Origin of the sequence: Paenarthrobacter sp. TAF1 (assembly GCF_052113825.1) — a bacterium.
Lineage (GTDB): Bacteria > Actinomycetota > Actinomycetes > Actinomycetales > Micrococcaceae > Arthrobacter > Arthrobacter nicotinovorans.
The window spans coordinates 431926-445817 of record NZ_JBFRDO010000002.1 but is presented as its reverse complement, the minus strand read 5'-3'; the positions used below and the strand labels follow the sequence as shown (position 1 = coordinate 445817).

The 13892-nt window shown below is 64.5% G+C and carries 13 protein-coding genes; 9 read left to right on the top strand and 4 right to left on the bottom strand.

From position 1 onward, the window contains the following. Positions 1–139 precede the first annotated feature (139 nt). Complete coding sequence (locus AB4Y81_RS04155) at positions 140–958, bottom strand: HAD family hydrolase (protein WP_018776983.1); 819 nt, start codon at positions 956–958, stop codon at positions 140–142. A 168-nt stretch (positions 959–1126) separates the two neighbouring features. Here AB4Y81_RS04155 and AB4Y81_RS04150 point away from each other — a divergent pair, with 168 nt between their 5' ends. Then, entirely contained in the window at positions 1127–1381 is a 255-nt protein-coding gene (locus tag AB4Y81_RS04150) for a glutaredoxin family protein (RefSeq protein WP_441995390.1), read from the top strand. Between the two features lie 77 nt (positions 1382–1458). Then, positions 1459–2166 (top strand): redox-sensing transcriptional repressor Rex, encoded by a 708-nt coding sequence (locus AB4Y81_RS04145; RefSeq protein ID WP_039242779.1) that lies wholly within the window; start codon positions 1459–1461, stop codon positions 2164–2166. Positions 2167–2214: 48 nt separating this feature from the next. Here the strand turns inward: AB4Y81_RS04145 and AB4Y81_RS04140 are convergent, their stop codons facing one another. The 3 genes from AB4Y81_RS04140 to AB4Y81_RS04130 form a co-directional block, all read right to left on the bottom strand. Next, positions 2215–2922 (bottom strand): hypothetical protein, encoded by a 708-nt coding sequence (locus AB4Y81_RS04140; RefSeq protein WP_441995389.1) that lies wholly within the window; start codon positions 2920–2922, stop codon positions 2215–2217. Between the two features lie 228 nt (positions 2923–3150). After that, positions 3151–3831, bottom strand: a complete 681-nt coding sequence (locus AB4Y81_RS04135; RefSeq protein ID WP_144027583.1) for a hypothetical protein — start codon at positions 3829–3831, stop codon at positions 3151–3153. A gap of 166 nt (positions 3832–3997) precedes the next feature. Beyond that, positions 3998–4549, bottom strand: a complete 552-nt coding sequence (locus AB4Y81_RS04130) for a YceI family protein (RefSeq protein ID WP_026267054.1) — start codon at positions 4547–4549, stop codon at positions 3998–4000. A gap of 208 nt (positions 4550–4757) precedes the next feature. On the opposite strand from AB4Y81_RS04130, the gene AB4Y81_RS04125 reads away from it, so the two are divergent. The 7 genes from AB4Y81_RS04125 to AB4Y81_RS04095 all read left to right on the top strand — a co-directional run bounded on the left by AB4Y81_RS04125 (position 4758) and on the right by AB4Y81_RS04095 (position 13874). Continuing rightward, the gene (locus tag AB4Y81_RS04125; protein ID WP_055971199.1) at positions 4758–5423 is read left to right on the top strand and encodes a histidine phosphatase family protein; all 666 of its coding nucleotides are present in this window, start codon (positions 4758–4760) and stop codon (positions 5421–5423) included. A 6-nt stretch (positions 5424–5429) separates the two neighbouring features. Then, entirely contained in the window at positions 5430–6035 is a 606-nt protein-coding gene (locus tag AB4Y81_RS04120; protein ID WP_055971202.1) for a TlpA family protein disulfide reductase, read from the top strand. 5 nt (positions 6036–6040) lie between these two features. Continuing rightward, the gene (locus tag AB4Y81_RS04115) at positions 6041–6796 is read left to right on the top strand and encodes a cytochrome c biogenesis CcdA family protein (RefSeq protein ID WP_018776973.1); all 756 of its coding nucleotides are present in this window, start codon (positions 6041–6043) and stop codon (positions 6794–6796) included. After that, positions 6796–8505: a cytochrome c biogenesis protein ResB gene (gene resB / locus AB4Y81_RS04110; protein ID WP_039242776.1), complete on the top strand. Its 1710-nt coding sequence runs from the start codon at positions 6796–6798 to the stop codon at positions 8503–8505. Before AB4Y81_RS04115 ends, resB begins: the two co-directional genes overlap by 1 nt. Beyond that, entirely contained in the window at positions 8505–9572 is a 1068-nt protein-coding gene (ccsB, locus tag AB4Y81_RS04105; protein WP_018776971.1) for a c-type cytochrome biogenesis protein CcsB, read from the top strand. The genes resB and ccsB overlap by 1 nt, the downstream gene beginning before the upstream one ends. 177 nt (positions 9573–9749) lie before the next feature. Further along, on the top strand, positions 9750–11801 hold the full coding sequence (locus AB4Y81_RS04100; RefSeq protein ID WP_441995388.1) for an Hsp70 family protein: 2052 nt from the start codon (positions 9750–9752) through the stop codon (positions 11799–11801). Between the two features lie 3 nt (positions 11802–11804). Further along, positions 11805–13874 (top strand): LuxR C-terminal-related transcriptional regulator, encoded by a 2070-nt coding sequence (locus AB4Y81_RS04095; protein ID WP_441995387.1) that lies wholly within the window; start codon positions 11805–11807, stop codon positions 13872–13874. Positions 13875–13892 lie beyond the last annotated feature (18 nt).

Sequence of the window (13892 nt, the reverse complement as noted above, 5' to 3'; positions counted from 1 at the left end):
TCCGGCTGTGAGCGCAGAAGTTATCCACAGGCGGGTCTGCCCTCATCCCGGGACGTGAGGGAGGGATTGGTTCAAGCAGTGGGGATGTGAGGGAGGGTTTGGTTCAAGCAGTGGGGATGTGAGGGAGGGTTTGGCGACGCTAGAGGCGGGGGCCGCGGAATCGTGAGAAGCCGCGCCACAGGCCGTAGATCGCCCCTCCGACGGTGGCGGCTTTGAGGCCGAGGGTTGCCGCGCGTCGGCCGGACCGGAAGTCGTATACGGGCCAGTTGTTGTCGCGGGCATGGCGTCGCAGCTTGGCGTCAGGATTGATGACGACGGGGTGCCCCACCATTGTCAAAAGCGGGATGTCGTTGGCGGAATCGCTGTAGGCCCAGCAGTGGTCCAGATCCAGGCCCTCCCGGTCGGCGACCAACTGCACGGCGACCGCCTTGGCCGGTCCGTGCAGGATGTCTCCGACCAATTTCCCCGTGTACATGCCCTCATGCACTTCACCCACGGTCCCCAATGCACCGGTGAGCCCGAGCCGGGTGGAAATTACGGTGGCAACCTCGATCGGCGTCGCCGTCACCAGCCAGACCTTACGGCCCACCCTGAGATGTTGCTCTGCGAGAGCCTTCGTTCCGGGCCAAATCCGGGACTCGATCATTTCGTCGTAGACCTCTTCGCCCAGGGCTTTGATGTCATCTACGGTGATGCCGGCCGCCAGGGTCAAGGCCGAGTCGCGAACGGCATGGACGTCCTCCATGTTCTCGCCGCGCATCACGAACTTAAATTGCTTCCAGGCGAACCCGGCCGCTTGCGGCAAGGTAAAAGCTTTGCGTTCATACATTTTGCGTGCGACGTGGAAGAGGCTCGCACCCTTCATCAACGTGTTGTCGACGTCGAAGAAAGCAGCTTCGCCGCTGTGCTTCTGCGCTTGGGCAGCAGCGGCAACGGCGACGTTCTTCTCCTCGGGCATGCCTTGAGTCTAGTCAATGGCGGGTACCCCGCGTTGAGGGCGCACTCGAAGGCCCTTACCTGTGGGGTGTGAGGGAGGGTGGGGTTGAAGGGGGTGGGGTGTGAGGGAGGGTGGGGTTGAAGGGGGTGGGGTGTGAGGGAGGATCGCGGGGCGGTTACCGTTAATCACATGGCTACTCCCGACGTCGTCCTCCTCACCAAAGCTGACTGCCACCTCTGCACGGACGCCCGCGCCGCCGTCGAACGCGTTACTGCGGGCCTCGGCTTGAGCTGGTCTGAACAGCGGATCGACGCCGACCCCCAACTTCAGGAGCGCTACGCGGAAGAGATTCCGGTGGTGCTGGTGAACGGTATCCAGCGCGATTTTTGGAAGATCGACGAGGCCCGGCTGACCCGCACCTTGAAGAAGGCCCTGGAGGGCTGAGGGTGGCCTTGCCCGTATGTAGCGGCTTTTGTTGAGTCCGGCCCGGGGGTCATAGAGTGGAACAACAAAGCGACGCAATGGAGAATACCGTGACTGCGCTGGAACCGTCCGCGGAAGCACTATCCGGGGACAACGAACCTGCGGCTAAGCAGATCCCGCCCGCGGCTGTGGCCCGGATGACCCTCTATTTGCGTGCGCTGAACTCGCTCTTGGCCGAAGGAGTTGAGCGCGTCTCCTCCGAAGCGCTGGCCGAGGCGTCAGGCGTCAGTTCCTCCACGCTCCGCAAGGACCTCTCGTACGTAGGCTCGTATGGCACGCGCGGGGTGGGCTATGAAGTCCAGTACTTGAGCCGTCACATCGCCGCGGCGCTGGGTCTGACCCATGACTGGAAAGTCGCCATCGTCGGTGCCGGCAACCTCGGCAAGGCCCTGGCCCGGTATGGCGGCTTCGAGTCCAGGGGATTCGACGTCGTAGCCATCTTCGACGCGGACCCCATGGTGATAGGCAACGAGGTAGGGTGGCTGCGCGTCAGCGACTCAGCCGAGCTTGAGCGGGTCCTGGAGCGAACCCACACGAACATGGTGGTGCTTGCCCTGCCGGCCACGGTGGCGCAGGCAGTGTGTGACCGGGTTATTGCTGCCGGCATCAGGAGCATCCTGAGCTTTGCTCCGGTGCTCCTGCAAGTTCCGCCGCACGTGAATCTGCGGAAAGTGGACATGGCCACGGAGCTGCAGATTCTTGCCTACCACGCACAACGGGCGCAGACCCCGGGCCAGGCTGTTTAGCCTTCGCCGGGTCCGCGCCCGTAGTGGTGTGTTTGGAACCCTGTCGCTTTAGCGTCCGGAGGGAGTCTGGTACGGGTTTCCGAACTGCGGTGTCTTGCGGAAGTACGGAGCCGACGCCGGCAGGTACAGCAGGACGATCGCTACGATTCCGAGCAGTGCTGAAAGCGTCGCCAGGCTGAGCGGCACGAGGGCAAAGATCGAGAGCGCGGCGAGGACCGTGCCGAGGATGCGAGCCCAGTTCTTGCCCTTGCGGACGTTGATGGCAACGAGTGCGTACAGGCCGGCACCAATGACACCGAGTGCAATCATGACGCCGACGATGAAGCCTTGGACGTCTTCAAAGCGGACATCCGCGGCGCCGCCGGCCGACATCTGGTCTTCGAACATGCTCCTGAAGGAGGGGTCGTTCAGTGCCGCCATGGAAATAAGGATGGAGATCAGCCAGATTGCGCCTGCGCCGACAATCAACCAGAAGGCGATGTTGACCATTTGCGGGACTGTGGCAGGACCCGGCTGCTGACTCGGCCAGTTGGTGTCCTGACCGTACTGGGGCGCCTGGCCATAGGGCGAAGCGCCGGTCTGGCCGTACTGCGGTGCTGCGGGCTGGCCGTACTGTGGTGCAGCAGGCTGGCCATATTGCGGAGCTGCCGGCGGTGGGGACTGCTGGCCGTACTGTGGTGCAGCGGGCTGCGTGCCCGGCTGCTCAGGCTGGTTGGAGTCGCCCGGGTTCGACGGCGGGTATGGAGGGTTGCTCATGGCATTCCTTTGCTTGTTCGACTGCAGGTACGGCCGCCGGGATCAGCAAAGTGACCCTGCCCCCAGCGTGGTTCTGCTTCCACCGTACCCCCAGGGTCCCGCGCCGCTGCATACCACACGCAGGAATTTCAAGAGGGCAGGGAAAATCATCATGTTGGCGTACGTCTTCATGATGAAGGCCGCGGGAATCCCAGGGGATCCGGCCGCGGCCTTCATGCTCAGCAAGTGCTAAACGAAGTGTTTCTGCGATTCCGGGAGCCACATCATGATTGCTGCGGCAACAGCGGCCGCTGAACTGAGCAGCCCGAGGTTGAAAGTGATCAGGAGGAACAGCAGGGAGAAGACCGCGAAGCCGCCCAAAATGGAGAGGACCAGCCGGGCCCACCGGGCGCCCTCCTTCATGCGGATGGCGATGAAGGCGTAGACGGCGGCCATGATGATGCTGAAGACGAAGTTGAAGATCCCCGTCCCGATGGCCAGGGCTCCGAAGTAGTCGCGGTAGATGAAGATATTGGCGAAGTTGGCGATGACGCCCAGTGCCGCTGCGGCAATCCACAGCCAGTAGGACGTGGTGAGGGTCTTAGGGACGCCCGTGGTGTCACGGAATCTCTGGGCGATGTTGTTGAAGTCCAAACCGAAGACGTTCCGCGGAGGTGCGTTATAGCCGAGTCCGGCGGGCGGTGCGGGGTTCGGGCCGGCCGGTGCTGTGTAGGCGGGTTGTCCCGGCTGCTGGTAGGCAGGGGGAGGTTGGTAACCTTGCTGCCCTTGGTAGCCACCTGGCGGAACAGATCCGCTTTGGGGAGGCTGGTAACCGCCGGGAGGTTGGTAGCCCGCAGGAGGAACATTGCCTGGCTGCGGTGGCTGGGCGCCGGGCTGCTGTGGCTGAGGTGCTTCATCTGGGGTACTCATGGCATCACTGTAGACCGCAGGTTGAAGGTTGCATAGGAAATTCCGAGCCAACTCGCAGCTAAATACAGGGTGTTTGCCGAACAATGGCCGGGTGACTCATGTGTATGCGAAACGGCGCCCCTGCAGCGCGAAGCTGGGCAGGGACGCCGTCCGGGGTGTTCTGGAATCAGGCTGCGGCCGGAGCGATGAACGCGAGTTCGAGGTTGATAACGACCTTGTCGCTGACCAAAACGCCACCGGCTTCGAGGACTGCGTTCCAGGTAAGGCCGAAGTCCTTGCGGCTGATGGTGGTTTCACCCGAGACGCCTGCGCGGGTGTTGCCGAACGGGTCTACTGCAACCCCGTTGAATTCGGTCTCGATGGAGACCTCCTTGGTGACGCCCTTGATTGTGAGATCGCCCACGAGGTCGAAGCTGTTTCCGTTGGCCTTGACGTGGCGGGACACGAAGGTGATTTCCGGGAACTTCTCGACGTCGAAGAAGTCTTCGCCCTTGACGTGGCCATCGCGGTTGACATCGCCGGAGTCGAAGCTGGCGGTCTGGATGGTTGCGGAGACCTTGGAGTCCGTCAGGGTTTCGCCGACTTCCAAAGTGGCCGAAGCGTCCTTGAACTGGCCGCGGACCTTGCTGATGCCTGCGTGGCGGACGGTGAAGCCGATCTCGCTGTGGGAAGCGTCGAGGGTCCAGGTGCCGGTGGTGACGGAAGCGGGGAGGGTCATCATGGTTGTTGCTCCTATAGGTAGTGGAAGGTACTGCGTGCTTGCCCGGTTGAACCAATTGCTTGAAGCGTCAACCGAGCTTCGTGTCTAGTATAAACATGCATATGCATCTTTTATTCCAACTCCACGGAACATTTACGGAAAACTTTGAGTTCTACTTGCGGTAGAAGATTTCGGATCGCCCCGCTTCTTTGAGAAACTGGTAAACATGCCCCAAGCAACTGTCCATCTGCTTCGCCATGGCGAGGTCCACAATCCCGACGGCGTCCTCTACGGTCGCCTGCCGGAGTTCCACCTCTCCGAGCGTGGCCGGGAGATGGCCCGTATGCTGGCCGACCACTTTGTTGCCCGCGCCGCCGAGGGTGCGAAGATAGTCCATCTGGTGGCCTCTCCGTTGACGCGTGCCCAGGAGACGGCCATGCCGACGGCGGAAGCACTGCACCTCGAAATCACGGTCGAGCCGCGCATCATCGAAGCCGAGAACCACTTCCAGGGACTCCACCCCACAAAGAGCGAGTTCCTGAAGCCCAAGCACTGGTTCTACTTCCGGAATCCAATGCGGCCCTCCTGGGGCGAGCCGTACAAGGAGCAGGCAGCCCGCGTGCTGGCTGCAGTTGAGGATGCCCGCGTCAAGGCAATCGAACTTGGCGGGGACGGCGCCGAGGCCATCCTGGTCAGCCACCAGCTGCCGATCTGGTCAACACGGCTCACGGCTGAGGGCCGTCGCCTGGCGCACGATCCCCGCAAACGTGAATGCACTTTGACGTCGCTTACGTCCCTGACGCTCGACGACGACGGCCGGATTATCCGGGTTGAGTACAGCGAACCTGCCGCCGCGCTGCTTCCCGGTGCGGCCAGCACTCCGGGGGCATAGGAAGACATGGACAACAACCTTTCACGTCGAGGCGTTCTTACCGCCGGCGGTGTCCTGCTGGCGGGACTGACCATGGGGCTTTCCGCATGCGCCCAGAAGGACTCCCTTGCGGAGCAGGCAAAGGCGGGCGACAACAAGAACTACGTGGCCGGCGACGGCTCGGTGACGGAATTCGCCAAAGCCGACCGTGCAGCGCCCGTAGCCCTCAAAGGCACCCTGTTCAACGGAAATGAAGTCAAGCCCGAGGACCTCAAGGGCAAGGTCACGGTCCTGAACTTCTGGTTTGCTGCGTGCGCTCCCTGCCGGATCGAAGCGCCGCAGCTTGAAGCGCTGCACCAGGAATTCAAGGACCAGGGCGTCCAATTCTTCGGCGTGAACCTCCGCGATGAAAAGGCCACCGCTGAGGCCTTCGACAAGACGTTCAACCTCACCTACCCGAGCTTCAACGACAAGGACGGGTCCGTGCTGCTGTCCGTGTCCGGCATCGTTCCGCCCGGTGCCGTCCCCACAACCCTGGTCCTTGATAAGGAAGGCAAAGTTGCCTCCCGCGTGCTTGGCGAGATTGAAAAGAGCACCTTGAAGGCCCTCATCACTTCAGCCGTGGCCGAGTAGTCGCCGTGAACAGTCCTTTCGCCGAGACCATCCTCAACGGTTCCCTGCTGCTGGCCGTGCCGGTCGCATTGCTGGCCGGGCTGGTTTCGTTCCTCTCGCCGTGCGTGCTGCCGTTGGTACCCGGGTACCTGGGGTACGTCACCGGGCTGACCGGCGTCGACCTGCAAAAGCAGCGGCGTGGCCGGATGCTGGCGGGGATCGGGCTGTTTGTCCTCGGATTCTCCGTAATTTTCGTGCTCCTGGGCGGCGCCTTCGGCCAGCTCGGGACGCTGCTGACGGGCCCGCAGAACGCCTGGATCACGCAGCTGCTGGGCCTTCTGGTGATCGTCATGGGCGTCGTGTTCATGGGCGGCTTCGGCTGGCTTCAGCGTGATGCCAAGATCCACGCCAAACCGCCGGCCGGACTGTGGGGTGCGCCGCTGCTTGGACTCACGTTCGGTTTGGGCTGGGCACCATGCATTGGCCCGACCTACTCCGCGGTACAGTTGCTGAGCTTGTCCGGCGGATCGTCGGCGGCCAAAGGTGCGCTCCTGGCGTTCATCTACAGCCTTGGCCTGGGCATCCCGTTCCTCCTGATCGCCTTGGCCGTCCGCCGGGGCATGGGTGTCATGTCCTTCTTCCGCAAGCACCGTTTGGCCATCCAGCGGATCGGCGGAGGCATCCTGATTTTGCTCGGCATCCTGATGGCCACCGGTGTGTGGGGCCAGTGGGTGACCGGGTTGCAGTACTGGTTCCAAAATGACGTGAAGTTGCCAATCTGATGAGCGAGTCCGTGAAAGCCAAGAAGAAGTCACCATCCGCTGAAGGCGCCACCACAGCGGAAGGAAAACTCCAGCAGGCCAAGTCTGAGGCCGCGGTACCCGTGCTCGGATTCAAGGGCATGCTCAGGTGGGCCTGGACCCAGTTGACGAGCATGCGTACAGCACTGTTCCTGCTGCTCCTGCTGGCCGTCGGTGCAGTGCCGGGTTCGCTGTTCCCGCAGCGCGCCGCCAACCCTGTCACGGTCACTGAGTGGATCAAGAACAACCCTGCAACCGGGCCGTTCCTGGATGCCCTCCAGATGTTCGACGTCTATTCGTCCGCCTGGTTCTCGGCCATCTACATTCTGCTGTTCATCTCCCTGATCGGCTGCGTGACCCCCCGCGCCATTGCGCACTACAAAGCCATGAAGTCGCAGCCGCCGCGCACTCCCAAGCGCCTTTCGCGGCTTCCGGAGTACGGTACCCTGGCGCTGCCCGCCGACGCCGGGATCCCGGCGTCGAAAGCCATCAACGATGCCGCCGGGCTGCTCAAGAAGCGCGGTTACCGCGTCGACGTACGCGACGCCGACGGCGCCCTGCCGTCCTTGGGTGCCGAGCGTGGCTTCCTGAAGGAAGTCGGCAACCTGGTGTTCCACACCTCGTTGATCGGCGTGCTGGTGTCCGTGGCCATCGGCGGCCTGTTCGGATACAGCGGCCAGCGCATCCTGGTCGAAGGCGAAACTTTCGTCAACACCCTGGTTGGCTATGACCAGTTCACCCCGGGCACCAACTTCCAAAGCAGCTCGCTGCAGCCGTACTCGGTCCGTTTGGACAAGTTCCAGGCAACGTTTGACCGGGAGTCGCCCAAGAAGACCGGCCAGCCGATCGACTACACGGCCGAGGTCACCACCAAGGAAAACCCCGGCGCGCCCGAGCAGAAGGAAGTGCTGAAGGTCAACGACCCCATTTCCCTGGGCGGAACAAGCCTGTACCTCACGGGCAACGGCTACGCACCCGTGGTCACGGTCCGGGACGGCGACGGCAACGTGGCTTTCCAGGGTCCGGTGACTGCGAAGGTCCAGGGAGCCAACTACTACTCGTCCGTGGTCATCAAGGTCCCGGACGGCACTCCCGACCAGCTTGGCTTCAACGGCTTCTTCCTGCCGACCGCCTTCGAGTCGGAACAAGGAATCTCCTTCAGTGCCGACCCCGCTTTGGCGAACCCGCAGTTGAACCTGGATTCCTACTACGGCGACCTGGGCCTGGATGAGGGAACCCCCCAGAATGTCTTTGAACTGGACGTCAAGAACCTTACCCAGCTGAACGGGCGCAAGCTCGAGGCCGGCGGCATCGTGCTCGGTTTGGGCCAGACCGCAACTCTGCCCGAGGGCAAGGGAAGCATCACCTTCGACAGTGTCAAGAAGTACATCGGCGTTGACATCCACCACAACCCCGGCCAGCTGTACGCCCTTATCTTCGGCCTGCTGGCGGTGGGTGGCCTGATGGTTTCCCTTTACGTCAACCGCCGCCGGGTCTGGGTCCGCACCGGAACCCACCAGGACGGCCGCACCATGGTGGAGTACGGCTTGCTGGCACGCGGTGAAGACCACCGCCTCGCCGGAGAAGCCGCAGCACTGCGTGAAATCTTTGCCCGCGAATGGAACCTCCCGGAATCACCGGAGCCTCCCGCACCTCGAACCGTCTCTTCCTCAACCTCGAAGGACCAGTAATGCCAGCCATCAACGAAACCCTGGGCCAGTACAGCGAGCTGTTCATGCTGTTGGCCGCCGGCACGTACACCGTGGCGTTCATCGCCTTTGCCTGGGATCTGGCGAAGAGCAGCAAGACCTTCCAGGCAGTGGATTTGAAGGCAGCAGCCAGGTCCACCAGCGAAAAGGTCAGCGTTGCAGCCGGTCGCGTTGGGGCTGCCCTGTCAGGTCCCGACGCCGGCGGGCCGGCCGGCCGGGCCGAGCGTCCGACGTCGGGCCCCACCCATGCAGGCGGGACTGCGGCAGGCGACATGCGGTACACGGCCGAACGGCGCGTTCCCGCTCGCGTGGCAGTGGCCTTGACGGTGCTTGGCGTGCTGATTCACGGCGCAGGAGTGGTGACCCGGGCATTGGGCGCCGGCCGCGTGCCGTGGGGCAACATGTATGAATTCCTCACCACGGGCGCTTTCGTTGCCGTGGCCGTCTTCCTGATCACGCTGATCCGCCGCGACCTGCGGTTCCTCGGCACGTTCGTGCTGGGCTTGGCTATCATCATGCTGGTGGCTGCGTCGGTGTCTTTCTGGACCCCGGTTGGCCACCTGGTCCCCGCATTGCAGAGCTACTGGCTCATCATCCACGTCTCCATCGCGGTCCTGTCATCCGCTTTGTTCACCCTGACCTTCGCCATGTCCGTCCTGCAGTTGCTGCAGTCGTACCGGCAGAAGAACCTGGCGGCCGGCCGTGCAGACAACCTGGCCTTCATGCGCGTGGTTCCCAACGCCCTGAGCCTGGAGAACCTGTCCTACCGCATCAACGCGATCGCGTTCATTGGCTGGACGTTCACGCTCATGTTCGGCGCCATCTGGGCCGAGAAGGCCTGGGGCCGGTTCTGGGGCTGGGATCCCAAGGAAGTCTGGACCTTCGTGATCTGGGTTGTCTACGCGGGCTACCTGCACGCCCGTGCCACCCGTGGTTGGACAGGCACCCGTGCAGCGTGGTTGTCAATCGTCGGATACGCCTGCGTCATCATCAACTTCACGTTGGTAAATACCGTTTTCAACGGCTTGCATTCCTACTCCGGCCTCTAAGGTCCAATCCGGCGCTGAGCAGGAGCTTTACTTCAATAGTCATCAGCGGCCTCGGGAAATTGACAATTCGGTGTAGCAATTAAGCCTTTTGCGTGTCCGGAGCAGGTGCTAACTTGTTCAAGACCCGCTAGTGAAGCAGCTCGCTTGCGTCGTGCCATGTGAACTCTCGAGGTACCCATGAGCTATGTTCTCGCCATTGATGTCGGGACAAGTTACACCGCCGCAGCTCTTATCAAGCCTGGGCGGAGCGCCGCACCCACGCCTGAAATCCTGCCCCTTGGGATCCATGGAAGCACTGTGCCTTCGGTGCTTTTCTACGCGGACGACGGCCGGATATTGGTGGGCGAGGCGGCTGAACGCCGGGGCCTGGACGATCCCCGGCGGATGGTCAGGGAATTCAAGCGCCGTATAGGCGACTCCGTTCCACTCGCTGTGGGTGAGGGCTGGATGTCGCCCGAGGACGTGTACGCCACCATGGCTCGATGGGTGGTGGACAGGGCCGAAGAGCGGGAGGGGAGCCTGCCGTCGTCGATCATCATGACGCACCCCGCAGCGTGGGGCGCGCACCGTACCTCGACGGTCCTCGCCGCGTTGAACGTTGCGGGCCTGCACGATGTCACCCTGATCAGCGAACCCGTTGCCGCCGCCCTGCACTACGCCACCCAAACCCGCGTGGAGGACGGCAGTACCATCGCCGTGTATGACCTTGGTGGCGGAACGTTCGATACCGCGGTCCTGCGCAAGGCGGGCGCTGGCAGCTTCGAACTCCTGGGCCGTCCCGACGGCATTGAAACTCTTGGCGGCGCCGATTTCGACGCCGCCGTTCTGCGCCACGTCATGGGTCACCTCGGGGACGCCTTGGAGGGACTCGAGCCGGAGGCGCCGGAAAGCAAGGCAGCGTTATCCAGGCTGCGGCGGGAGTGCCGCGAAGCCAAGGAAGCGCTGTCCATGGACAGCGAGGCCAGTATCGCCGTCGCGCTGCCGGGAACCCAGCGGACCCTGCGGCTGGTGCGGTCCGAGTTCGAGGCCCTGATCGAGGCGTCCATCCGGGAAACCGTGCACGCTCTCGAACGGAGCCTGCGCAGCATCCACCTTGAGCCCGGGGACCTGAGTACCGTGCTGCTCATCGGCGGCTCGTCCCGCATTCCCTTGGTGGCGGAAATGATTTCGGTGGAACTGGACCGTCCTATCGCCGTCGATGCCGATCCCAAGTCGTCCATCTGCCTTGGCGCCGCTGTCGCGGGTCTGGGTACCGCAACTGCAGCAGACCTGGAAGCGGCCGAAGCTGAGGCTGCCCCGGCGACGGTGATGGAAGGACGTGGCGTTGCCAAGCGGGCGAAGACTGCGCGGCCGCCCGTCGCCGGCTCCAGGCCCCACCTCGGTGCCGTCAAAGCCGCGGTCGCTCCCGGGGGCGCACACCGCTCCCACGTCCGCCTGGCCGCAGCGGCGGTTGCAGCAGCAACTGCGCTGACCATTGCCACCGCCACGGCGGCGCAGAGCCCTGAAGGCAGCGGCATTCTGGCGTCCATGTTCGGAAACCAGGCTGCCGACGTCATGCGCGGCGACGGCTCGCCGGTTGCCGCAGCCCAAGCCAACGGCGGGGGCGGTGCCGCCCCGGGTGCAGCACCGGCGGTGGGAGGTCCGACCGCGGGACTTGAGGCCAGTGCCCGCGCTGGAGTGACGCGGGCGGGGACCGGGACCGGAAAGAGCCCGGCACGGTCGGGAAGCACGGGAAACGGCTCAGGTGCGGGATCGGGGGCTGCCCAGGGCCAGACAGCCGGTACCGGCGGAGCAGGCAGTGCGGCCGGGACAGGCAACGCGGCCGGGACAGGCAGTGCAGCCGGGACAGGCGGGGCTGCCACTGGAACCACGACGCCGGGGACTCCCGGAAGCGGCTCCAGCAACCCTCCGGCGGCGACGCCCACCCCGGAGCCTACAGGCGGGGCCGCCAGCGGACCCACACCACCACCGGCAACGACGCCACCCACTGTGCCGCCGCCGGTAACCGATCCTTCCACGCCACCTGTCATACCGACGGACCCGGTTACCCCATCGCCGGAACCCACGGTGCCGCAGCCAGAACCCACAGTGACCCAGGACCCTGCTCCACCGTCGCCTGAACCAACAGTGCAGCCCGAGCCCACCATCCCGCCGGCCACAGTCGCCCCGGAGCCCCTGCCAACAGAAACAAGTCCGGCCCCGGATCCAGCACTGACTCCGGCGGTCTGACCCATGACGGGACAGGACCACCGGCCGCGGCATTTTCCGCCCGGGCGGGATGAGCAGCCGTCCGGCCTCCCGGCCGACGCCCCGGGGGAGGCTCCGGGCCCTGAACTGCCCGGTCAGCCCGCCGCAGTCCAGGAGTTGCTGCTGGCGCTGTCCTTGGGTTTTTCCCTCCACTCCCTTCTGCCCGGCAGCCTAGAACACCGCGAAGACCTGGACTCGGTCATCCACGTGGCAAAGGACGCCGGGCTGATATCGCCTGATGGATCAGTGGTTGGGACCGTCCACTATGCCTTGCTCTCGAGCACACCGCCGGCGCGCATCCGGGCCCTGCAGAGGGAACTGGTGGACAGGACCGCGGCAGAGGGCCGTCCCTTGGGCGACGTTGCCCGGCAGCTTGCGCAGAACGGGTTCCAGGATCCACGGATCGTCGCGGAGCTGGAGCGTGCCGCGGAGGGGGTTCTGGACTCCGAGCCCGGCCTGGCGGCCGAACTCTATGCAGAAGCACTTCTCGCCGGAGGACAGGAGACCACCACCGCGGCCAGGCGGGCGCAGGCAGCGGCGGCCTTGGGCGATCTGGACACTGCCGGCAGGATAGTGGACCGGCTCCTGGCAACGCCGGAGGCCCCTCACATCCGCCTGGGAGTTGACGTTGCTGCGGCTGTTTGGGCACAGCGGGGCATGCTCTCCCGGAGCGCGGACACCTACACCTGGCTGGGGTGGGATAGGATCGACGGTTCGGCGCCCCTTGCAGCCGTGGCCATGATCGGTTCAGGCAACGTTGCGGGCGCCGGTCAGTTGGCGGCTGCTGCCTCGCCGGAGGGCTCACCTACACTCCTGGCTGTGGCTCTGTCATTGACCCAGCAGGGACTTCGTCAAACACTTGGGCCCACGCCGCAAATCGCACTGCCCGAGCTCATCAGGGCCTCCGACATGATGAACGCGGCCGGCACGTCGATTCCCCTTGTGGAGACACCGGCGGCCCTTGCCGCGCTGTGCGCCCTCCACACCGGGGAAGCCGGCATCGCCGATATGGTCCTCAAGGCAGCGCTTGCCGCCGGACAGGGCGGCAATACGGCCCGTCCCAGGCTGTTCCTGTTGCAGGCCTGGACCGCCATGCAGCAGGACAACCCGGACGAAGCCCGCTTGGCCATCAACGAAGCAGTGAAAGCGAACCACTGGCCCCTGGCGCCGAGGGATGATTTCCTGCTGGCTGCATTGGATGTCGGTTTGGCACGCCGGGGCAGCGAAGTCCACGAGCTGCTTCTGGCGTGGGAGCGGGCCCGCGAGGCAATGATGCATGTGTCAGTGGACCTGTTCAGTCTCCTGCCCTGGGGAGAGCTCATGATCGCCGCCGCACGGTTGCGGGAGACCCGCCGGGTGGGGCATTACCTGGACGGTGTCTGGCACTTTCTTGGCCGGCTGGGGGATGCCCCATTATGGTCGGTACCCCTGCATTGGGCTGGAGTGCAGGCAGCCCTTCTAAGCGAAAGTCCGGCCGAACTCGCTCCCCACGCTGCTGCGCTGGTGCATGCCTCCGAACACAGCCACCTGGCGTCCGTGCTCGCTGCAGCGGGCAAAGCCTGGGTTTCGGTCCTGGCCGCACGGTTTGAAGCGTCCGACGTCGAAACCGCCGCCCGTGGTTTGGCCTCGGTCGGATTGCCCTGGGAAGGCGCACGGCTGGCCGGCCATGCCGCTGCGCACGCCGAAGAGCGGCGGGACATGGTGCGGCTCCTTGCCTGTGCCCGGGACATCCACCCCCAGGGGGATTCCCCATCGGCCCCGCCTCCGGAGCGGGCCGGCGCTTCACAAGCTGACGTCTCCTTGCATGCACTTGCCGGGGAGTACGGGAGTCCGGGGGTTCAGGATTCATCCGGGCTCAGCCCCAGGGAGCGCGAGGTCGCCCGGCTCATCCTGGAAGGCAAGACCTACCGCGAGATCGGCGAGGCCATCTACATCTCGCCCCGCACCGCGGAACACCATGTGGCGCGCATGCGGCGTCGCTTGGGAGCGGAAAACCGTTCAGAGCTGCTGGTCCGCCTGCGCCTGGCGTTGGGGGAGGGGTACCCCCCTCCGTAAGCGGGACCCCCTCAGCCC

Coding starts and splice junctions, on each gene's coding strand:
- AB4Y81_RS04155 (WP_018776983.1), bottom strand. CDS start 958: ATGCCCGAGGAGAAGAACGTCGCCGTTGCCGCTGCTGCCCAAGCGCAG.
- AB4Y81_RS04150 (WP_441995390.1), top strand. CDS start 1,127: ATGGCTACTCCCGACGTCGTCCTCCTCACCAAAGCTGACTGCCACCTC.
- AB4Y81_RS04145 (WP_039242779.1), top strand. CDS start 1,459: ATGGAGAATACCGTGACTGCGCTGGAACCGTCCGCGGAAGCACTATCC.
- AB4Y81_RS04140 (WP_441995389.1), bottom strand. CDS start 2,922: ATGAGCAACCCTCCATACCCGCCGTCGAACCCGGGCGACTCCAACCAG.
- AB4Y81_RS04135 (WP_144027583.1), bottom strand. CDS start 3,831: ATGAGTACCCCAGATGAAGCACCTCAGCCACAGCAGCCCGGCGCCCAG.
- AB4Y81_RS04130 (WP_026267054.1), bottom strand. CDS start 4,549: ATGACCCTCCCCGCTTCCGTCACCACCGGCACCTGGACCCTCGACGCT.
- AB4Y81_RS04125 (WP_055971199.1), top strand. CDS start 4,758: ATGCCCCAAGCAACTGTCCATCTGCTTCGCCATGGCGAGGTCCACAAT.
- AB4Y81_RS04120 (WP_055971202.1), top strand. CDS start 5,430: ATGGACAACAACCTTTCACGTCGAGGCGTTCTTACCGCCGGCGGTGTC.
- resB (WP_039242776.1), top strand. CDS start 6,796: ATGAGCGAGTCCGTGAAAGCCAAGAAGAAGTCACCATCCGCTGAAGGC.
- ccsB (WP_018776971.1), top strand. CDS start 8,505: ATGCCAGCCATCAACGAAACCCTGGGCCAGTACAGCGAGCTGTTCATG.
- AB4Y81_RS04100 (WP_441995388.1), top strand. CDS start 9,750: ATGAGCTATGTTCTCGCCATTGATGTCGGGACAAGTTACACCGCCGCA.
- AB4Y81_RS04095 (WP_441995387.1), top strand. CDS start 11,805: ATGACGGGACAGGACCACCGGCCGCGGCATTTTCCGCCCGGGCGGGAT.